This is a genomic window from Mucilaginibacter conchicola (assembly GCF_003432115.1).
GTDB classification, from domain to species: domain Bacteria; phylum Bacteroidota; class Bacteroidia; order Sphingobacteriales; family Sphingobacteriaceae; genus Mucilaginibacter; species Mucilaginibacter conchicola.
In genome coordinates this window covers 679,873-701,721 of record NZ_QWDC01000001.1, presented here as the reverse complement: position 1 = coordinate 701,721, position 21,849 = coordinate 679,873, and the positions used below count along the sequence as shown (strand labels likewise).

Below are 21,849 nucleotides of genomic sequence, written 5' to 3'. Positions count from 1 at the left end.
AAAAACGCTTGCTTTTATGCCTCTTTATGCTCCGGTTTTGATTTTTCCAACAGATGCCGGATAACTGATTTTATCTCTTGAAAACCCAGCGTAAAAATATCCCTAATAGTAAATTTAAGATATTGTTTTAAAGCCCAATAGCCGAATATAGCCCCGGCAAAAAAAGTAAACAAAGATGCTATGGCTACCGCATATAAGCTGTGAAATAGCCATATACCTATAAAATCGCCTGCAACATTTACCACTAACATAATGATCACCTTCAGCATGTTTAATTGTGGTTTATTAATGATATCCAATGTGATACCGAAGAAACGGTCAATAGGCATCAACATCACATAACACATGAATAACCTGAAGATATTCACCGCTTCAGACTCGTGGTATTGTTTGCCAAACAAAATATCAATAACAATTTTTGCCAGCAAAAAGGCAACAATAGCAATAGGGATAAGCATTACGGTAAGCATACCGGCATATCGTTTCATAATGCGGGCTACGTCACGTTCGTCGCCTTTATGTACAGCAGCAGAAAGCTCTGGTAAGGCCACGGCTACACCGGCGCGCATGGGTATCTCAAATATCTCCATCAGCCTTTGCGGGATATAATAAACCGCCAGCAGGGCAGGATTAAACATCAGTTTAATGATAAAAGTATCTGAACTACGCAACAGGTACGAACTGATAGAGGTACCCACACTAAACTTGCCAAAATGAGCCAGCTTGCTGCCCATTTCTTTACTACGGAAACGCATGGATTTTACTTTGGCCCAGCCAACAACTATCGTAAACAGAGATGTTACCGCACTTGATGCGAAGTAAGCGTAAACGGCTGTTTGGAAGCTGATCTTGTGTAACAGTATCAGTGCAAGTATGAACAGGAAGAATAAACCCTGGTTAATTACCTGCAACAACAACATACGGCCAAATTTTTCTTCGGCCTGTAAAATGTATGAGGCAATTGCGCCGGGTAGGGTAGTAAGATAAATGATACCGAACCATTGTATAGTGGTTTCAATATCAGGGCTTTTGCTTGGGTAGGCAAAGTATACAATAGCATCAATACCAACAAATACAAAGGTTTGCATTAAGCCCACATGCCATGCCGAGCCGGCAACCTCGGCAGAGGTTTTAAAGCCTGTACCGGCATAAAATTTTATGAGCGGGGTTTGCACAAAGCCGTTACGAAAGGTATCGGCCAGTAATATGGTCACCAGCAGGAATATATAATTACCAAACTCGGGCGCCGATAGGTTATGCGCCATTAACGATAGTACCAGCATACCAATAACCGGCATTGCAGCACTTGTGGCTAATGATATGGTATGTTTGTTAACGAGCTTGCTTAAATTGGGCATATAGTATTTATACGGTTAAACCCTGTCCCAGTTACCGGTTTCAAAATTATATTTTTTAATCACTTTTGCAGGGTTACCTAAGGCTACGCAATATTCGGGAATATCTTTTGTTACTACGCTTCCTGCACCTATAACAGAGTGCTTGCCTATGGTTACACCGGCAGTAATAACGCTGTTGGCACCTATCCAAACCTCATCGCAAACGGTAATTTGTTTGGTAATAACTTTTTGCAGGCGAATAGGGGTAGTAACATCCTCAAAGCCATGGTTTAGGCCCGATAGGGTAATGTTTTGTGCCAAGGTTACATAGTTGCCGAGGGTAACGGGGCCTATTAGGGTATTGCGTAAACCGATGCCGGTATGGTGCCCTATCATAATATCGCCCACGCCATTGTTGATAACGCTGAAACTTTCTACCACGGCATGATCGCCCATTGAGAATTTGTTGAACGGGAAGATATCTAACCTGGCACTGAAACTCACTTTTGAATGCTTGCCACGATGGTGCAGAAAAGGCGTTACAAACCACCGTACCCAAAGCCTTGGAGTAGCACGCCCCGGCGTAACTATCATCCAATGGACGATCTTTTTTAGTTTTGGGTTTGATTTAATGGTAGATAGTAATGACATGCCGGTTTGTTTATCGGGCGTTCAACTGCGCTGTTTCATTAACGCTTTTTTGCCTTTCCTGTTTGTCTAAACGCAAGGTAACACTTAATAACGCACAGGCAAGATAAAATAAAATGTTTGATGGATATTGCACCAAAGCTTGTTGTGGATAATTACCAATATTGAATACAAATATGATGAGTACCATAGCCAGGCAATACATCTTCAGTTCGGGGTCTTTAATGAGATAATAATTGTTTATACCCGTTTTCAGGATCACGAACATCAGCGTACAAAACAGGATAAGGCCAACATAACCCATCTCTACCGCTACACGCACATACCCACTATCGGGCGGAAACTTAGCCAGGAACGAGTTTGGCGCAAAACGCCTTCCCCAGATACCCACCGAGCCTAAACCACCGCCAATAGGATGTGATAGGATGTAAGGCTTAATGCGCCTTTGGTTTTCTGCCCGTACGTTGAACGAGGCATCATCTGACGGGCGGAAAGCCGTTTGGAAACGCTTAATGAACTGGTTAGAGGTAGGCATAAATATTAACACACCTAATAAAAATGCAGCACCACCAACCATTATCAATATCTTTTTATTAAAATTCATTACAGCCAGCAGCGCCAAAGCAGCCGGCGGCAGCACGAATGCACCACGTGTACCAGAGTACAGCATCACCAAAAAGAAGAACGGAATGCTTACGCCCAGTATCACTTTTTTATATGTCTTCATTTTAGTAAAGAGCAGGCATAGGCACAGCACTGCCGCTACCACCATATTGTAAGCAAAAGTAACCGGATCCGGGTAGATGGCTACTTTACGCAGGTGCCCGTTAATGTAAAGGAAACTTAAACGCAAGGGATCCTGGTAGTACCAGGTTTTTTCCATTGGCAACAAACCGATATTTTCTTGTTGAAAACCAGAAATAGCCGATAAAAATGCCAGCACCAGCCAAAGCTTAAATAAAAACTTGATTGTTTTTTTGGTACGGATCTGATACACAAAAATAAAATACATCAGCATGATGAATGCAACCGTACGTACAGTATACACCCAAGCCAGTATTGATGGTGATGCAGGGTTTATCGCCTCAAAAAAATTATATGCCAGCCAGGCCAGTATCCAATAACTTATGGGGTTTTTAAAATGGCTCCAATCGCGGTCATATTTAAATTTGAGTAGAAAACCAAAGATGAGCAGGTAGGTAAGCACATCTAAAACAATACCGGTAGGAGTGGCTGGTGGCAACGGCTCCGAAAGGTAGTTCATGAAGAACGCCAGCACCATAAATACCGAAATGCCAAAAATAGGGTAGGCTATAACAGCAAGTACAACAGGCACACCTATTACCAGGGCAAGTATAGCGCCCGCTGCAATAATGCCACCATAAGCAATGGCAAGGGCAACTATAGCTGCAACAGGCAACAATACTAGTATCATGGTGAGTGTAGATAGCTCGCCGGTTACCAGTTTGCGGCAGAAATTAAAGAATGGGTTACTTTTTTGTGCCTGATTTAGCATTGGCAAAGAGTTTTTAGAAGAATAAGATCTTCGCGGCCCAAACAAAAACGCCTACAAAGGCTAAAATGATAGAAGCTTTACGTGTGCGCTGTTGCGTTGGAGTTAGATCTGCAAACTCATCGTACTGTTCTTCTTTCTCAATTTTCTCGGGCTGTATCCTCATCTCAAACAATTATCGGCTTGCAAAGAAGCATTAGCACTATCAAAAATTCTCTATCTCGGGGTTGGTTTTGTTTAATACCCAACCAGCAAATTTTCCGTTAAGATTGCGCAGGTATTCAACATCATTTTGCTGCCATTTGGCAATGCCTTTGTTGGCTTCGTAAATGGCAACTACTTTGTTGGCAAACAATATCCACTCTTTTGATTTATTTAGCGATGAAAGCGGCGGTGTTTCAATAATGATCACATCGTACTTCATCTTCAGCTCGTTAAAGCGGGTTCTGATAAAGTTTTCGTCACTTAGCTCCAACAACGTTACATCGCCACCATGGGTACCCATAACATTGGTAGTTGCAGCGATAGAATTATAATTATCAGGATTGTTTTTGAAGTATTCTTCAACAAAAACTCTCGGCTGTATTACCTCGGTAAGTGTGGGGTTCTCAAAGTTACCATCTATTAACAACACCTTCTTGTTGATCATGGCGTATGAGTAAGCCAGGCTTATACCGGCAACTGATTTACCTTCGTGGTTAATTAAACTGGTTACTGCTAATATCTTGTCGCCCTTTAATTCCTGGTCTATCTCAAATCTTAATGATCTTGTAAGCTCCTTAAACAGGCGCATTCGCTCACGGTTCTCTACGTCCCAAAGTTTGCGCAGGTCTAAAGTTCCATCAACAGTATTTAAGTGGCCAAGCAGAGGTAAATGAGTGCGTTTAACCAGGTCTGCAGGGTGTTTAATGGTATCATCAAAAAACCAACTAATAAACAATACAATAACGCATATCACAAATGCTACGATACCTGCAACAGCAATCAGCAATATTTTTTTTGATGGCTCGGCAGCATCGGGTACAGCCTGCTCTACCTGCCTTAATTTAATAGAGAAGGTTGATTGCAGGTTGGTTTGGTTGTATTTGTTCAATACATCCAGGTACTCTTTGCTGGCAATATCAATATCGTAATTATAGGTTTTTACAGTAGCATCAAACGGCACTAAGCGGTTAAATTTTGCATTTAACTCATCCAGGCTGCGGCTTATTGCGCGAATGCTTGATTGTGCCATATCGCGGTTTATCTCCAGCGTAATTTTCTGGCGAACCAACTCATCTTTAGACGTAAGCGGGTTACTGATATATTTGTCTGATGTTTGGTTTATCTGCTCTGTTAACTTTGCCTGCAGCGAGTCAAGGGCTCCCTTCAGCTTCGGATCAAAACCACTACGCACGTAGCGGTCGTTAAGTATATGTAACTGTTCTTGGGTATTAGTAACCGCCTGATTATATTTATTAACCGTGGCCTCTATATAGCCCCGCTCTTCTGGCGTAAACTTAGCGTTCAGCTGACGGATAGCCCCATTATTTGATGCTACATCTTTTTCGGCTTGTTGCTTACGATCATTAAATACCATTATCTGGTCGTAGATCGATTTTGACTGCTCATCGAGGTTAAGGATGCCGTTTTTGATCTTGTAATCCTGCAGTTCAGTAGTCTTTTTATTTAAGGTGTCGCGCTTTTCGTTTAATTGTTTTAACAGATAGGTTACCGCATCGTTCTCGTTCTTGCGCACGGTATTGGTATAGTAATCAATAAACTGCGTACAAAGCACGTTAACCACAAAGGCCGAAAGCTGTGGATTTTCAGACTCATAACTTACCGTAATAAAATCCGAATCCTCATCACGATTGATGTACAGGTTTTTACGAAGCTCGCGCTCATCATACTTCATAGAACGAAGCAATTCGTTTAAGCCGTTCTCATCGCGGTTGTAGAATGATAGTGGTTCGCGCTTTTCAAACTTCTCTTTAAAAACCTCAATAGCGTGCGAGCGGGCAGCCGGGTTCATGGATTTAAATAGCTTACTTTCTGTTTTAAATTGCTCGCTGCTGGTTAAATCGTGCAGTATCAATTGGTACGATACCTGGTTAATAAGCGTTTTAAGCTTCATTATCTCAACCAGGTTGCTAAACTCGTGCGCTATTGATTGCTCTTTAGAAGAGGCATTAGGATCAGTATCCAGTAATTGTCGCGATTGATCGACAATACCTGTAGCTATCTGCGAGCTCGATATAAATTTATCAGGAAGGCTTCTGATAGCAAAAAAAGCTGCCACCACCGTAATAACAGGTATTACGATGAGCAGTAAACGGCGTTTCCAAAGAAGTTTAAAAAAATTACCTAACTCCATTCTTACTATTTAACTTCTTCTAATTTAACCCCCAGGTACTCTTCTATATTGGCTTTTGCGGTTAGTACGTTCATCTCAGTAATTACCTTAAATGAATTTTGGTTGTACAAACTGGTTAGCGCCTCGTTATAATCATGAAAAGTGGTTTCGCCTTTTTGGAAAGTGTATTTTAATTGTTTTACGGCTATCTCGCCATCGGTTACAGCGCGCGAGCGGTTACGCAGATCGGCCTGTGCCTCTAAATAGGAATAATACAAGCGTTTAACAGTTGCCTCGAGGGTAAGGTTATACTGTTGCTGCTGATATTGTGCTATGTTGTAAGTTTCGTGTGCAGCTTTTGTAGCAAAAGGTTTGGCTAACAATGTACCAAGGTTAACCGAGATACTTATCTGGTAACCATTAAAGAAAGTTGGGTTAACCAGGTTAAGCGAGTTGCGAGGGCTGTAGATGTACGATGCCGTAAAAGCATCAAACCAAGCCATTTTTGATTGGGTAAGCAATGCCCTTGACGAATTAACGGCTGCCTGCCTTGCTTTTACCTCAGGATAATTCTTTTTTGCTGTTGCTATTAATTTATCGAGATAAGAATAGTTAACGTCTGATAAAAACGACTCTTGCTGGGCCTGTACCTGCGTAACAGACAGGGCTAATAATAGTAATATGCTTAATAACGTAACTTTTCTTTTCATAGGTTTATACTTTCTCTTTCTGGAACAAGGCCGGCACGGTACCCGCAATTATTTTAAGGTCGAGCCATAGAGAATACTTTTGCGCATAAAAATTATCCAGCTTTTTACGCTCGCGTTCGCTCATATCTTCCTTACCACGTTTGCTTATTTGCCAAAGCCCGGTTAGGCCAGCAGGGCCTAAGAAACGCATCGACCACTCGTTAGAGGTTAGCATTTCGGCTTCGTATACCGGTAACGGTCTGTTTCCTACTACAGACATATCACCTTTAATAATGTTTAATAATTGTGGTAATTCATCCAAACTACTGCTGCGCAAGAAACTGCCAAGCTTGGTTATACGCGGATCATTCTTAAATTTAACAAAGGCGGCTTTACTTGCGCCATCCTCTTCTGCAGCGTATTGGTTATGCTCTTCGGCCATTTTTGCAAGCAACTGGTCGGCATCGGTACGCATACTGCGGAATTTGTAGAAATCGAATACTTTATATCCGGTACCCACACGTTTGCTCTTGTAAAATATAGGGCCTTTTGAATCGAGTTTTATCAGGATAGCCACGATAAGCATTACCGGCGACAGGCATATTACCATGCCCCAGGCAATAAACAGATCAAGAAAACGCTTACCGAAAGGCATTTTGTAAGTAGTATCAACCTCTTTTGAAAGTTCCAGCAGGCGCGGTTTGATCAATTTAAACCTCACCAGGAAATTTAAACGTTCGCGCAGGTCTGATGTAGCAAAAGGGTAGGTATAAAAATCATGCAGTTTCATTTGCATGGCTTTTTTAACCTGCTCTTTATTTTTTTTGGTTGATAGCATTACAATGATCAAACCATTCATCAGCATGTTTTTGCGCAGTCGTTCAACAAGGGCAAAGCATTCTTCATCCTTATCTACCTCAACCAAAATAATTTCGGGTACAGTAATGATGGATTGTTCGCCAAGTAATGTTTCCAGTTGCTGAACGGTATCGCTGTAGCTGATATTAAATGAGTTACCAAGGTCGGCAGCTATCAGTTCTCTAAGTTCAGTGCCGGCATAAGCTACTCTTATCTGCGAGCTGGAGCTTTGGTTCCAATCAGTTGATGTCTGCGGCGTCATAAACGTTTAGGGCTTGTGAAATAGCGTTTTTTAGCTCAGTTGGGTTAAAAGGCTTATGCATGTAAGCATCAACTTTAAATGGCATATTGGCAACCTGCTCATCAAGGTCATGCGCTGCTGAGAGCATAATAACCGGGATATCGCGGTAGAAGCCGCTTATTTTTACATTTTTCAGGAAAGATTGTCCGTCAAAGTAAGGCATCTGCAGATCAGAGATTATTAGTTTAGGCATATTGCCATCTTCCAGCCAGCTGAAAGCTTCAATGCCATTATTTTTAACCACAATTTCGTAATCTTTGGATAGTATGAAGTTGAGCAGTTTAAGGATGCTCAAATCGTCATCAACAATCAGTAAAGTTTTTTTCATACAAACTCTATTCGTGGATTATTGCCATAAAGATGAAATTTTTATGCCAAACCCCACGAAAATAATGTACCAAAAATGTGGTGGTTGGCAATAAAAACAATCAATAGGTTATAGCACAGCTCACTACACGAAAAAAATACCTTTGATTACTTCTTTAAAAGTAAGCTAAAATTTCGATAGTGAATTATTTTCCGCAATTCGGGATTTAAAATGTTAAAAAATAGTTCAATTGTGGAATAATTAAGGCGGGTTGTGCTAAGTTTACGGAGTAATCAAAATAAGGTTTCGGGCGCATGCAAAAATATTTTTTAGGGATAGATCTGGGTACTGGCAGCACCAAAGCAGTTGCTATTGACGGGCAGGGGAACACGCTTGCCTCGGCACAGCAGCACTATACAACCAGCCAGCCAAAACCAGGTTATGCAGAGCAGAACCCCGAAATGATATGGCAAGCATTTTTAACTTGCGTAGAGCAAGTAGCTGTAAAATTAGGTAATGCAGCGGTGGCAATAAGCTTTAGCAGTGCCATGCATAGTTTAATGCCTGTTGATGCAGGTGGCAAACCCCTGATGAACGCCATGTTATGGTCTGATGCCCGTAGCGGAGAAATAGCAGAGCAATTAAGAAACAGTGATAAGGCCGAAGATATTTACCGGAATACAGGTACAGCTATTTACGCCATGTCGCCCTTGTGCAAGATCATGTGGTTGCAGCAGAATGATTCACATATCGTAGAAAAGGCGCATAAATTTATATCGATCAAAGAATACATCTGGTTTAAATTATTTGGCGTTTATGAGGTGGATTATTCGATAGCATCAAGCACGGGCATGTTTGATGTATTGAAATTAGACTGGTACCAACCTTCACTTCAACTGGCCGGTATTGATAGCAATAAATTATCTGAACCGGTAAATACCGATCATCGGCGTAAGTTGACAGATGGCGTATCATTTTCAGGGATAGACGCTGAAACCCTATTTTTCACTGGTGCCAGCGATGGTTGCTGCGCCAACCTGGGTGGCAATGCCATTAAACCGGGAACGGGGGCATTAACTATTGGTACCAGTGGTGCAATACGCGTAGGCAGCAGCAAGCCAGTGTATAACTTTAATGCCATGACGTTTAATTACCTGCTTAATGCAAAAACCTTTATTTGCGGCGGGGCCGTAAACAATGGCGGCGGTGCAGTGAACTGGCTGATACAAAATTTCCTGGGACTTGAACTTAACGAGGAAAGTTATAAGCATTTGTTTGCTGAGATAGACGCCATTGCGCCCGGAAGCGAAGGGCTAATATTTTTACCATACTTATATGCAGAACGTGCTCCTGTTTGGGATGCAAAAAGCTCGGCATCGTTTATTAATATCACATCTAAACATAAGCGGGCGCATTTTCTGCGAGCGGCTTTAGAAGGTATTTGTTTTGCACTTAATCATGTTTTACATGCAGTTGAACAAGCCGACGAGCCAATTAATGAATTGGTGATAAGCGGCGGGTTCATAGCATCGCCGGTTTGGGTGCAAATGCTGGCCGATATTACGGGTAAGCGTTTAATAGTACTGCAATCAGACGACGCATCGGCCTTAGGAGCTATTTACCTGGCCGTGGAAGCTTTGGGTATTGATATAAATGCCATCATTGGGAAAGATACTGAAAAGCAAACGGTAATTGAGCCTGATGCTAAAACGCATCAAATGTATCAGCAAATGTTTGGGATATACCGGGGATTGTATGATTCTGTTAGGGCTTCGGTGCATCAGTTGCACGCGTTGGCCAACTTATAATATCATTACGCCGGGTTTATTCACCAACGGAAGTTTAATGAAGTTGGCATCCACAATGCTCTCGGGCATAAAAATGAATTTTTTGTCGAATATCTCACGACCGATGTAATAGCTTACCCAATACTCATTAGCCAACCCGAATGTTTGCTCATCTATCGGTTCTATCAGTTTAAATGCATTGGCCTCGATAAGCGGGATAGAATGCCTTAATACTGATGTTTTAACCTGCTCGCCATCTTTTTCGCCATAACCTTTTGAAGTGATCAAAACGTTTTCTATAGGTTGGTTTTTAAGATTGATGATATAAACGTACCAGGTTTTGCTTTCAACAGTTTCGCCTTCTAAAGCAACAGCAACGGCTATATCTTTTACAATATTTTCGGGCAGGTCTTTGATCATGTTGTTAGAGATTAGTTGATCAGAGATTAGAGATTAGTTGTTTAATGGGGGACTAATCTCCAACCTCTGATCTCTAATTTACTTTTTCTTTTTTGCCGCCGCTTTCTTAGCCGGTGCCTTGGCTGCTGCTTTTGCAGGCGCAGCTTTACCGAAACGGCCTTTTTTAGGCGTTGCCGGCGTAGCATCAGCTAAAGCTTTGCATTCTTCGTAAGTAAGCGATTTTGGATCTTTATCCTTAGGTATCTTAACGTTCAGTTTGCCAAACTCAATGTATGGTCCCCAACGGCCGTTAAGCACCTTTACATCAGGGTCTTCATCAAAAGATTTGATCAACTTTTCGGCATCCTTCTTACGTTTATCTTCAATCAGTTGGATAGCCTGTTCTTCGGTAACATCAAGCGGATCTATCTCTTTTGGCAGCGATACAAAAGCACTATTATGGCTAATATATGGTCCAAACCTGCCAATGGCTACCTTCATCACCTTGCCTTCGTATTCGCCAACTACTTTAGGGAGTTTGAAGAGTTCCAAAGCTTGTTCTAAAGTAATGGTCTCGATGCTTTGTCCGGTACGTAAGCTGGCATATAACGGCTTCTCGGCATTATCATCCGTAGCGGTTTCGCCTACCTGCACAAACGGCCCAAAACGACCGATACGTACCGAGATCTTTTTACCATTCTCGGGGTGTACACCTAATTCGCGCTCTCCTGTGGCTTTATCGGCGGTGGCAATGGTGCTTTCTACATCCTTATGAAAAGGGTCATAGAAATTGCGTATCATTTTTGTCCAGTCCTTAAGGCCCTGGGCTATTTCGTCAAATTCTTTCTCAACGCTGGCGGTAAAATTAAAATCAACCACGCCTTTAAAGTGCTGTACCAGGAAATCGTTCACCACAGCACCAATATCGGTAGGGAAGAGCTTACCTTTTTCAGCACCAGTGTTCTCGGTTTTTGTTTCCTTACTGATGTTGCCGTTCTTAAGCGTAAGCACACGGAAATCGCGCTGACGGCCTTCGCGTTCTTCTTTCACTACATAACCACGGTTTTGGATAGTAGAGATGGTAGGCGCATAAGTGGATGGTCGACCAATGCCCAATTCTTCCAGTTTTTTAACCAAACTTGCCTCGGTATAGCGTGCAGGCGGGCGCGAGAAACGTTCTGTGGCGCTCAGTTCCTGCAGTTCCAATACCTGGCCTTTTGCTAAAGGTGGCAGTATAGCGTTATCGCCTTCTGCGTTTTGATTGTCGTCCTCATCGTCGTGGCTTTCCAGGTAAACTTTCAGGAAACCATCAAATTTCATTACTTCGCCGTTTGCAACCAGTTCCTCTTTTCGGGTTGAGATGCCAATGCGAGCTACTGTTTTCTCAAACTGCGCCTCGCTCATTTGCGATGCAATGGCGCGTTTCCAGATCAGCTCATACAGGCGCTTCTCGTTACTTTCACCATCAATGGTATGGTTGTTAAAGTAAGTAGGGCGAATGGCCTCGTGCGCTTCCTGCGCACTGGCGTTTTTAGTTTTATATTTTCTAAGCTGATGGTATTTATCTCCATAAGCTGATGTGATCTCTTTTTCAGCAGCATCCAAAGCGGTATCGCTCAAATTCACCGAATCGGTACGCATATAGGTTATGTATCCTGATTCGTATAAGCGCTGTGCAACCTGCATGGTACGAGATACGGAGTAGCCCAATTTTCGGCTGGCTTCCTGCTGTAGGGTAGACGTGGTGAACGGTGCGGCAGGAGAACGTTTGGTTGGCCTTGTATCCAGCGAGTTTACATTGAATGCGGCGGCCGCACAATCCTGCAAAAATTTCTCTGCATCTTCCTGTTTGCTGAAACGCTCCGGCAGTTCGGCCTTAAATGCGTTGCGGCCTTTATCAAATATGGCTACTACTTTATAAGCTGCCTCACTGCTGAACTTGTTTATCTCACGTTCGCGCTCAACAATTAAGCGCACGGCAACAGATTGCACACGACCGGCAGACAATGATGGCTTAACTTTTTTCCAGAGAACTGGCGATAGTTCAAAACCCACCAACCTGTCTAAAACGCGGCGTGCCTGTTGGGCATTTACCAGGTTGTAATCTATTTTGCGTGGATTTTCAATAGCACGCAGAATTGCCGGTTTAGTGATCTCGTGGAAAACAATGCGGCGGGTGGCAGGCTCTTTAAGCCCAAGTGTTTCATACAAGTGCCATGAGATGGCTTCTCCCTCGCGGTCCTCATCGGATGCGAGCCATACCATGTCGGCTTCTTTAGCTAATTTCTTTAACTCGCTAACTACCTGTTTCTTATCGGCCGGTACCTCATATTTTTGTTGAAAATTATTACCGATATCGATGGCGTCCTCAGACTTCACTAAGTCGCGGATATGCCCGTAGCTCGACTTCACCGTAAAGTCTTTTCCAAGGTAACCTTCGATGGTTTTGGCTTTCGCCGGAGATTCAACTATGAGTAGATTTTTAGCCATTCAGCACTGATATTTTTTGCAAAGAAAACATAAAGTAATAGAAACGCAAATTGTTTTTGCGGCCCTGTTAGGTACACAAGGTTGTAAAAAATAATGATTAATACCGTAAAATGTTTTCTTTATTTAGTTGCGAAGCCGCAATATTATAAAGTTAAATGTTGGAATGTTGTAAGGTTTGAATGTTGCAAAGTTGATTTCTAAAAAGCTTAAACGCCCAGTTAGACCAAACGTTCCAACCTTTAAACTTTCCAACTTTTCAACAAAAAACTACAATAAAAAGCCGCCACCCAGCAGATCATTACCTTCATAAAATACCGCAGACTGGCCCGGCGCAATACCCGATACCATGTGATCGAACGATACCTTCATGTGGTCGCCTATCTGTACTATTTTACTTTCGGCACCTGCGTCTTTGTAGCGTATTTTGGTTACCGCTGCCAATGGCTCGGTAATGCTTTCGTATTTAATGAGGTTAAGATTACGTACCCAGGCTTCTTTGCGTTGCAGTTCATCGGCAGTACCTAATACAACCGTATTGGTATTGGCCTGTATCTGAGTAACAAACATCGGCTGGCCTAAAGCAATACCCAAACCTTTACGCTGGCCTATAGTATAATAAGGATAGCCCTGGTGTTTGCCTACAACGGTACCGTCAGTCAGTACAAAATTACCCTGGCCTATACGCTCATCCAGGTCCTGTACTTTATGGCGCAGGAAGGCGCGGTAATCGTTATCAGGTACAAAGCAGATCTCGTAGCTTTCGCTTTTACCTGCCAGTTCAAGTTGGCCCATATCTACTGCCATTTGGCGGATCTCAGGTTTAGAGAAACTACCCAGCGGGAATTTAGTACGCGATAGGTTCTCTTGCGATACGCCCCAAAGTACATAAGACTGGTCTTTATTTTCGTCTTTACCTTTTGATATCACATAACGGCCGTTATCCTGCTGGCGGATGTTGGCGTAGTGGCCGGTAGCAATAAATTCACAATCGAGTTTATCGGCGCGTTTTAAAAGCGCTTCCCATTTAATGTGAGTGTTGCAAAGCACACATGGGTTAGGGGTGCGGCCTGCCAGGTATTCGTCAACAAAGTTATCGATCACAAAATCGCCAAACTCGTTGCGGATATCCAATATATAATGAGGGAAGCCGTAACCAACAGCCAAAGCGCGGGCATCGTTAATGCTGTCAAGGCTGCAGCAGCCGGTTTCTTTAGAACTGCCACCGCTTGCGGCGTAGTCCCAGGTTTTCATGGTAAGGCCTATCACCTCATAGCCCTGCTCATGCAGCATAACTGCCGCTACAGAACTATCAACACCGCCACTCATGGCCACCAGGATTCTACCGTGCTTACTCATAATAGCTGCAAAGATAAGCTTTACTTATTTATAATGCCTGTAGGTTAGGTCAGTAAAGGGTAAAATGAGTGTTTGGGTAATATCGAACACCCAATGTTGAATTGCGAATGATGAAGGTTTTGAATGTGTGTATTAGTATTTTTTGAAGATAGGTTTGTCCATCGGTGTCCATAGACAAGCTTTTTGTCCGCAGGCTTTTAGGGCATTATTGGCCCATGTATTACAGGTGTAAAAAAGGTTATAACGCCTTTTAGCTTCGTAAAAAGCATCCGTATCGCCATAGTTGGCGTTGGTTTTTATGTTGATGAAGTGGCCGGCGCTATCAGCCTGGAAGCTGTTGCGGATGTAAGCGATCAATCGATGATATTGTGCTTTGGTGATATTGATCTTTTTGCAGGATGCATCTTCACGAAGATTTTTGTAGAAAGTAGCATGTATGGCTGATGTACTTAAGCCCGTGGCTGCTTTAAATGCCACACTAAATTTGAGCTGCGACCAGGTAGGCGTATTGAGATAGAAACCTTTATCGCCCCAACCGAATGCTACGAGCTTGGCTGTAGTATCGGATTTAATTACGTTCTCAAATTTGATCTCGTGGCTCCAATCCATGTCTGCATTTTTCAGCGGGACTACCACATCGGTATGTACGCCATTGGTGAGGATATAGATAGTGATGTCTTTATTATCAGTAGTAGTTTCTGCGGATGTGCTGATGGCAGATAGGCCAAATACTGCTATCAGGTAAATAGCTATAAATGCTATGATACCGAGCAGAATACGAAATGTTACTTTAAGGATCTTCTTCATGTGATAATGATTGGTTATCCTTAATACCAATTGAATAGGAAGGTAACCCAAGTACTATTCCTCAACAGTCTCCTTAACTTCACTTTTGCGACTGGCGATTATCCTTTCGCGGTGTTGAGTGCCCCATTCACGCAGGCTGTTAATAATAGGGTCAACGGTGGCAGCGTATGGCGTCAGCTCGTAAGTAACAGTTACCGGTACGGTATCATACACCCTGCGGATCACGAACTCGTTAAGCTCCATCTCGCGAAGTTCTTTGGACAGTACTTTGGGGGTAATATCAACCAGCGAACGCTGCAATTCATTAAAGCGCATAGGTCCTTCGCGCAGGAGTACGATGAGTTGGATCTTCCATTTTCCGCTTAAAACATAGAGCGTATCGCGTATTGCGAGGAGTGCCCCATTACATTTTTCGGTGATGTGTTTTATCTCTGCTGCCATTACACAAATGTACCAACTATCCCAAAGGATACTGCTATCCTTTGGGATACTAATATCTTTTTAATAGCGGGTGTACGTAGGTTTGCATTGTATCAAAACACTAAGAAAATGAAAATACTACATCTGATATCAAGCCCCCGCGGCAACGAATCTTACAGCATTAAATTAGGTAATGCGATAGTTGAAAAACTTCAGGCAGCCAACCTGGGCAGCACCGTTAAAACCCGTAACCTGGTAGATCATCCTTTTCCGCATTTGGAAGAATCGCACCTTACCTCATTCTTCACCCCGGCAGAACAGCACACGCCTGAGCTTGCCGAAGCGGTAAAGCACTCTGATCAGGGCATTGCCGAAGTGCAGGATGCCGACGTTATCGTTATAGGTGCGCCGATGTACAATTTTACTATTCACTCGAGTTTGAAGGCATGGATAGACCATATTGTACGCGCACAAAAAACTTTCCGCTACGGCGAGAACGGGCCGGTAGGTTTAATTGAAGGCAAGCGCGTTTACGTGGCCATCTCATCAGGCGGCGTTTATTCTGAAGGTAATATGAAAGCTATAGACTTTATTGAACCTTATTTGAGAACCGTTCTCGGCTTTTTAGGCATGACCAATATATCTTTCCACCGTGCTGAAGGATTGAAGATACCAGGCGTACAGGAAAAAGCACTTGAAAAAGGCATCGAATCTGTAGAAGTATAAAACAATAAAGGCGGGATCTGCATCCCGCCTTTATTAACTCTGTCTTATTTGTCCGTTTTGCCATTGTTGGTGTTGTCACCAACAAACCGCATGCAAAGCAAATTGCTCTACCTGCGCGGAGAATTGTTGGTTACAACACCAACAACGGCTTGGATAGGATTTTATATTCCCGCCTTTGTTAACTCTGTCTTATCTGCCCATTACCCTTAACTATCCATTTATAACTGGTTAGTTCCTGCAAACCCATAGGCCCGCGGGCATGGAGTTTTTGGGTGCTGATGCCTATCTCGGCACCGAGGCCAAACTGGGCACCATCGGTAAATGCTGTAGATGTATTTACATAAACCGCAGCTGCATCCACACGGTTAAGGAAGGTCTCGATATTTAATTCATCTTCAGAAATGATCGCCTCACTGTGTTTGGAGCTGTTTTGCGCAATATGCTGCAAAGCTTCTTCCAGGGTATCCACAGTTTTAATTGCCATCTTCATGGATAAAAATTCCGTACCGAAATGTTCCGCCTGCGCTTCGTGCAGCAAATCAGTGGGGTAGTGGCCGTCGAGTGTTTCAAAGGCTTTCTTATCAGCATAAATAACTACCTCTTTTTTGGCCAGCGGTTCTGAGATGTGTATCAGGTCGCAGAGGCGTTTGTTGTTGATGATGAGGCAATCCAGTGCGTTGCAGACGCTTACCCGACGGGTTTTTGCATTCTCAATGATGGGGATAGCTTTGTCTATGTCGCCGGTTTCATCTAAATAAGTATGCACAATGCCGGCACCTGTCTCAATCACAGGCACCTTGCTGTTGTTCCGCACAAAATCAATAAGTGACTGACTGCCGCGGGGGATCAATACATCCACAAAACCGATAGCGCTAAGCAATGCTTCCGTAGCAGCGCGATCCGCAGGGAGCAGGGTCGCAACATTTACATCGATATTGTTGGCTTTAAGCACACTATGTATAACGCTGATGATAGCCAGATTGGAAAATTCTGCATCACTACCACCTTTCAATACCGAGGTATTACCGGTTTTAAAACACAGGGCAAATACATCAAAAGTAACATTAGGCCTTGCCTCATAGATAACCCCGACAATACCCAGCGGCACGCTTACTTTTTTTATTTCCAATCCGTTTGGTAGAGTATTATCAAGCAGTACCTTACCCAGCGGGTTGGGTAAACCTACCACGTTTTCAATATCAGCGGCAATGCCTTTTATACGCTCTTCAGTTAGTTTAAGGCGGTCATATTTAGGATCGGATGAATCCATCCGGTCGAGGTCCTTTTGGTTTTCCTGCAGCAGATAGGGTGTTTGCTCAATGGCTGCCTTTGCCACATCCTTTAGTACTTTATTGATAACGGCTTCAGTAAGCCCTGCTTTGCGCGATGCCGCTACTGCCTGCTCAAAATATTGTTGGTATGCCATGTTTTAACTCTGTAAATAAAGGTAATCGTAATGCACAAGGGCACGCTGGTTCTTTTGTCCGGCGTATTCACGGGCTTTCTCTGAGCCATATTCGGCCAGGCCTAAGCCAATCACCTTTTTGTTCTCGTCAATTATTTTTATGATCTCGCCCTTTTTAAAATCAGCAATAATTTCTGTTACACCTACCGGCAACAGACTTGATGCTTTTTTCGAGGTAAGTGCTGTTTTAGCACCCTCGTTCACCTGTACAACGCCCTTAGCCGAGTTCTCAGAATGTGCTATCCATTTCTTTTTACCCGATGCTAACTTAGCCGGCACAAAGCGGGTATGCTCTATCTGGTTAGCCAAAACATCTGTAAGGATGTTATCCTTTGTGCCGTTTGCAATATGCACGGCAATACCCAAACGGGCCACTTTATCGGCAATGGTCGATTTAGTGATCATCCCGCCACGGCCAAACTGCGACTTGCCCGAGCTTACAAACGAAGCAAAATCCAGCCCGCCGTTGGTGATCTCAGTGATAACGGATGAGCCGGGCAGTTTAGGGTCGCCGGTATAGATGCCGTTTACGTTGGTGAGTACTATGAGCGCCTGTGCGTTCAGCATTGAAGCTAATAAGCCAGCCAACTCGTCATTATCGGTAAACATTAATTCGGTTACCGATACCACATCGTTCTCATTAATAACCGGTATAACCTGGTGCTGCAGTAAGATCTCCAGGCAGTTGCGCATGTTGAGGTAATGCAGCCTATCGCGAAAATCTTCTTTAGTCACCAACACCTGCGAACACAGGATGTCATATTTCTCAAACAGGGCAGAGTAGGTATTAATAAGTTTAACCTGCCCGATAGATGCCAGTAACTGCCTCACAGCTACGGCATCAGATTTTTCTGATATGCTGATCAGACTCCTGCCTGATGCTACAGCGCCTGAGGATACCAATATCACTTCGATGCCCTGCTTTTTTATCGACGCTATTTGGTCTACCAGATGCGCTATCCTGTCGGTATCGGGTAGGCCATCAGGTCGGGTTAATACGTTTGAACCAATTTTTATGATGATGCGGCGGTAGGAGAAGGACATTAAAGTATATTAATTTGGTCGACAATTATACGTATTTACCGCATAAAAACCTACATAGCTTCTTGCAGACCGAGGGAATTAAAAAAATGTTAGAATTTTTTTGGATGCCATGAAACAATTAATATTTTTGTCGAGTAATTCTATAGACAATGTATTATTTATACCCCGCATCATTGAACTTTAAAAGAAACATGCAGCTCTCAACTGCATGCTGTTGCTGCTGCTGTTAAAGCTATCCGGCACGGCTCCAACCTGTTCACATTTTTTTCAACTAAACTAAATACAACCTAATTCATGAAATCTTTTAAAAGTTTAATAAAACTTATTATACTCTTTTTAGTCCTTGTCCCGGGCCTGGCCTCGGCGCAACTTAATGGCAGTTATATCTTAAGCGGCCAGGTTAAAGATGACCACGGCCAGCCACTTATAGGCACAACGGTATCTATTAAAGGTACCGATAACAGAACATCAACAGATAGCACTGGTAAATTCTCACTAACTACCCAGGCTAAATTTCCATATACATTAGTGTTCAGCGCGGTAGGCTATCACTCGCAGGAGTTTACCATACGCAGTGCAAATAGTAATGTAAACGTACAGCTAACCACGCAATCACTACTGATAAATGAGGTGGTGGTAACTGCATCGCGCCGCGAGGAGAAATTATTGAAGTCTCCGGTGGCGATTGAGAAACTGAGCATTACGGCTTTGAAACAATCACCCGGCCCAAGCTTTTACGATGCTTTGGAGAACGTTAAAGGTGTTCAGATGACCACTACAAGTATCACGCTTAAGGTACCCAACACCCGTGGTTTTAACAGCCCTAATAACTTTAGGTTTATGCAACTGGTTGATGGGGTTGATATGCAGTCGGCAACTTTGGGTGTACCGCTGGGTAACGCCATTGGCCCAACCGAATTGGATATTGCCAGCCTGGAGATAACACCGGGTGCAGCCGCAGCACTTTATGGTACCAATGCTATCAACGGTCTATCAAACTTATTCACTAAAGATCCATTTAAAACACAGGGCTTAAGCTTTTATCACCGCACGGGCGTTAACCATGTGGATAATATAGGTGTAAATGCAAGCACTATTAATGAAACGGCTATCCGCTTTGCTAAAGCATGGAATGATAAGTTCGCATTCAAAGTAAACGCCAGCTACCTTACCGGTACCGACTGGCAATCAAACACCCGCCTGGATCAAAACCCCGGCAATTTGAAGACCGCTAACCCCGCTTATCCTGAACTAACCGGCGCTAACAATGCTGCCTACGACGGCTGGAACAAGTACGGTGATGACGCATTGGCTGGCAGTAACACCGTGTCAATAAAAGGAATTGTGGTTGATGGTGTGGCAAGGCCAAACCTTACCGTTGCGCGTACCGGTTATAACGAGGTTGACCTGGTTGACCCTAAAGTAACCAACCTTAAACTGGATGGTACGGTAGCTTATAAATTCAATCCCGATCTGCAGTTATCATATACTTACCGCTATGGCCGCATGGACGGTGTTTTTCAACGCGGTAATAAAATATCACTGAATGGTGCAACTGTACAAAATCATAAACTGGAACTAAAAGGTAAAGAGTTTTTGGTGCGTGCCTATGAGTCTATAGAAAATACCGGTAACTCATTCAACGTGAAACCGCTGGCCGATAACCTTGATTTGAACCATGCCAGCAATAGCGCATGGGGGACAACTTACAAAAACGCGTTAACCGCTTACGGTAATGCAAACGGTGGACTGACCTCTGCTAATCTCGCGGCTGCCACGCAGGCGGCGCGTGCAGCCGCGGATGCCGGGAGGGTGGAGCCCGGCACTCCGGCTTTTGATGCCCTGCGCAAGCAGATCATCGGCATTAATAACTGGGATATAAAATCGAGCCTGATACCAGATGCCCCTGAAACCGGTGGCGCTGCCCTGGTTCAAAAAAGCCATTTATACAACGCCGAAGCACAATACGACCTGAGCGACAGGATCAAGTTTGTTGACCTGCTCGTGGGCGCCGATGTGCGCGTTTATTCTATAACGCCTGATGGTAACAACTTCGTGGATTTTACCCGCTCAATTGCTGACCGTAACAAGCCACTGGCCGATGGCAGCTTTGGCGATAACGTGATCTACAAAAAATATGGTGCATTTGCACAGGCAACCAAAACTTTCTTTGATGAGAAATTAAAGTTATTTGGCTCATTACGCTACGATTATAACCCATACTTTGATCCTAAGTTTACACCACGTTTGGCAGCGGTTTATTCGCCTAATGTTAACCATAACTTCAGGTTCACCTTCCAGAATGGTTACCGTTTCCCGTCGTTGTTTGAGGCATTGTCTTATGTAAATAATGGCCGTGTTAAACGCGTAGGCAGTTTGGAATTTATTAATGATGGTTTAGGCTATCTGAATAACAGCTACACTCAGCAATCGGTTACAGCATTTAATGCTGCTGTAAAAGCGCAATCAACAACCGGCGATGATGCCACTGCTTTAGCTAACCGTAGCTTATTGCAGGTAGCTAACCTTCCTAAGGCACGCCCTGAGCAGATCACTTCATTCGAGGTAGGTTACAAAGGCGTATTGTTTGATAATAAAGTATTTCTTGATATTGATGCTTATGCTAACCGTTACAATGGTTTCCTTGGCCAGGTGCAGGTATTTGTGCCGAACGGTGCAACCGTTGGCAGCGATGCCGCTGTGTTAGCCATGTTGGATATTAACCGCGACCCTACAACAGCCACAGCAAACAACGCTGCCAGCCAGGGTCAGAGCCGTTACCGTGTGTACACTAACGCTAAGAACATCTACAACAACTATGGTTCATCGGCAGGTTTAAGCTGGAATTTCTACCAGCGTTACACCGTATCCGGTAACGTTAGCTTCAACAAACTAAAAGCACAGAAAGCATCAGACATATTTGTTACCGGCTTTAACACACCTGAGTGGAGTGGCAACTTCTCGTTCGGCAACCGCGAAGTGGTTAAGAATTTTGGTTTCAACGTAGTGTACAAATGGCAGCAATCATACCTGTGGGAGAGCCCATTGGTTACTGGCCGGGTACCTGCAGTGGGTACGCTGGATGCACAGGTTACCCTGCGCGTACCGGTTTACTATGCAACGTTTAAAATTGGAGCCAGCAACGTATTTAATAAACGCTACATACAATATGCAGGCGGCCCAACCATCGGTGGTATTTACTATGCCTCGGTTACGCTGGACGGCTTGCTGAGCGGTAAGTAGTCGTGAGTCGGAAGTCTTTAGTCCGAAAGTCCGCAGGTAAGGGACTTTGGACATTAGACTTTCGACTTGAATAAAGATCCTATTGTTTTTTAGGTATAATTTAGTTTTTCTCGAAAGCGGGCGG

18 protein-coding genes are annotated in these 21,849 nt (G+C 43.5%); 3 read left to right on the top strand and 15 right to left on the bottom strand.

The window, feature by feature from the left end; genetic code table 11:
* Positions 1-14: 14 nt before the first annotated feature.
* From D0C36_RS03025 to D0C36_RS02995, 8 genes are read right to left on the bottom strand one after another with little or no spacing between them, the layout of a single operon-like run.
* Positions 15-1,358, bottom strand: a complete 1,344-nt coding sequence (locus tag D0C36_RS03025) for a lipopolysaccharide biosynthesis protein (RefSeq protein WP_117390097.1) — start codon at positions 1,356-1,358, stop codon at positions 15-17.
* Between the two features lie 15 nt (positions 1,359-1,373).
* Entirely contained in the window at positions 1,374-1,988 is a 615-nt protein-coding gene (locus D0C36_RS24905) for an acyltransferase (RefSeq protein ID WP_117390096.1), read from the bottom strand.
* 10 nt (positions 1,989-1,998) lie between these two features.
* Positions 1,999-3,501, bottom strand: a complete 1,503-nt coding sequence (locus D0C36_RS03015) for an O-antigen ligase family protein (protein ID WP_117390095.1) — start codon at positions 3,499-3,501, stop codon at positions 1,999-2,001.
* Between the two features lie 13 nt (positions 3,502-3,514).
* Positions 3,515-3,664, bottom strand: coding sequence for a hypothetical protein (locus D0C36_RS24655; protein ID WP_199501956.1), 150 nt, complete (start codon positions 3,662-3,664; stop codon positions 3,515-3,517).
* A 39-nt stretch (positions 3,665-3,703) separates the two neighbouring features.
* On the bottom strand, positions 3,704-5,854 hold the full coding sequence (locus D0C36_RS03010) for an exopolysaccharide transport family protein (protein ID WP_117390094.1): 2,151 nt from the start codon (positions 5,852-5,854) through the stop codon (positions 3,704-3,706).
* 5 nt (positions 5,855-5,859) lie between these two features.
* Entirely contained in the window at positions 5,860-6,543 is a 684-nt protein-coding gene (locus tag D0C36_RS03005) for a TolC family protein (RefSeq protein ID WP_117390093.1), read from the bottom strand.
* Positions 6,544-6,547: 4 nt separating this feature from the next.
* Positions 6,548-7,642, bottom strand: a complete 1,095-nt coding sequence (locus tag D0C36_RS03000) for a sugar transferase (RefSeq protein ID WP_117390092.1) — start codon at positions 7,640-7,642, stop codon at positions 6,548-6,550.
* Complete coding sequence (locus D0C36_RS02995) at positions 7,620-8,009, bottom strand: response regulator (RefSeq protein ID WP_117390091.1); 390 nt, start codon at positions 8,007-8,009, stop codon at positions 7,620-7,622. Before D0C36_RS02995 ends, D0C36_RS03000 begins: the two co-directional genes overlap by 23 nt.
* Positions 8,010-8,302: 293 nt before the next feature.
* On the opposite strand from D0C36_RS02995, the gene D0C36_RS02990 reads away from it, so the two are divergent.
* The gene (locus D0C36_RS02990) at positions 8,303-9,796 is read left to right on the top strand and encodes a gluconokinase (protein WP_117390090.1); all 1,494 of its coding nucleotides are present in this window, start codon (positions 8,303-8,305) and stop codon (positions 9,794-9,796) included.
* Here D0C36_RS02990 and D0C36_RS02985 read toward each other — a convergent pair.
* The 5 genes from D0C36_RS02985 to D0C36_RS02965 form a co-directional block, all read right to left on the bottom strand.
* Positions 9,791-10,195 (bottom strand): hypothetical protein, encoded by a 405-nt coding sequence (locus D0C36_RS02985; RefSeq protein WP_117390089.1) that lies wholly within the window; start codon positions 10,193-10,195, stop codon positions 9,791-9,793. The genes D0C36_RS02990 and D0C36_RS02985 overlap by 6 nt on opposite strands.
* 78 nt (positions 10,196-10,273) lie before the next feature.
* Complete coding sequence (topA, locus tag D0C36_RS02980; protein WP_117390088.1) at positions 10,274-12,664, bottom strand: type I DNA topoisomerase; 2,391 nt, start codon at positions 12,662-12,664, stop codon at positions 10,274-10,276.
* Positions 12,665-12,931: 267 nt separating this feature from the next.
* A complete protein-coding gene (gene mnmA / locus D0C36_RS02975) occupies positions 12,932-14,020 on the bottom strand; it encodes a tRNA 2-thiouridine(34) synthase MnmA (protein ID WP_117390087.1) in 1,089 nt (362 codons plus the stop codon).
* A 132-nt stretch (positions 14,021-14,152) separates the two neighbouring features.
* Positions 14,153-14,827, bottom strand: a complete 675-nt coding sequence (locus D0C36_RS02970) for a TIGR02117 family protein (protein ID WP_117390086.1) — start codon at positions 14,825-14,827, stop codon at positions 14,153-14,155.
* Positions 14,828-14,881: 54 nt separating this feature from the next.
* On the bottom strand, positions 14,882-15,268 hold the full coding sequence (locus D0C36_RS02965; protein WP_117390085.1) for a winged helix-turn-helix transcriptional regulator: 387 nt from the start codon (positions 15,266-15,268) through the stop codon (positions 14,882-14,884).
* A gap of 108 nt (positions 15,269-15,376) precedes the next feature.
* On the opposite strand from D0C36_RS02965, the gene D0C36_RS02960 reads away from it, so the two are divergent.
* The gene (locus D0C36_RS02960) at positions 15,377-15,973 is read left to right on the top strand and encodes an FMN-dependent NADH-azoreductase (RefSeq protein ID WP_117390084.1); all 597 of its coding nucleotides are present in this window, start codon (positions 15,377-15,379) and stop codon (positions 15,971-15,973) included.
* 178 nt (positions 15,974-16,151) lie between these two features.
* Here D0C36_RS02960 and D0C36_RS02955 read toward each other — a convergent pair whose 3' ends face one another.
* Together D0C36_RS02955 and proB are read right to left on the bottom strand one after the other, a co-directional pair.
* On the bottom strand, positions 16,152-17,399 hold the full coding sequence (locus D0C36_RS02955) for a glutamate-5-semialdehyde dehydrogenase (protein WP_117390083.1): 1,248 nt from the start codon (positions 17,397-17,399) through the stop codon (positions 16,152-16,154).
* 3 nt (positions 17,400-17,402) lie between these two features.
* Positions 17,403-18,482: a glutamate 5-kinase gene (gene proB / locus D0C36_RS02950; protein ID WP_117390082.1), complete on the bottom strand. Its 1,080-nt coding sequence runs from the start codon at positions 18,480-18,482 to the stop codon at positions 17,403-17,405.
* A gap of 294 nt (positions 18,483-18,776) precedes the next feature.
* On the opposite strand from proB, the gene D0C36_RS02945 reads away from it, so the two are divergent.
* Complete coding sequence (locus tag D0C36_RS02945) at positions 18,777-21,725, top strand: TonB-dependent receptor (protein WP_117390081.1); 2,949 nt, start codon at positions 18,777-18,779, stop codon at positions 21,723-21,725.
* The last annotated feature ends 124 nt before the right edge of the window (positions 21,726-21,849 follow it).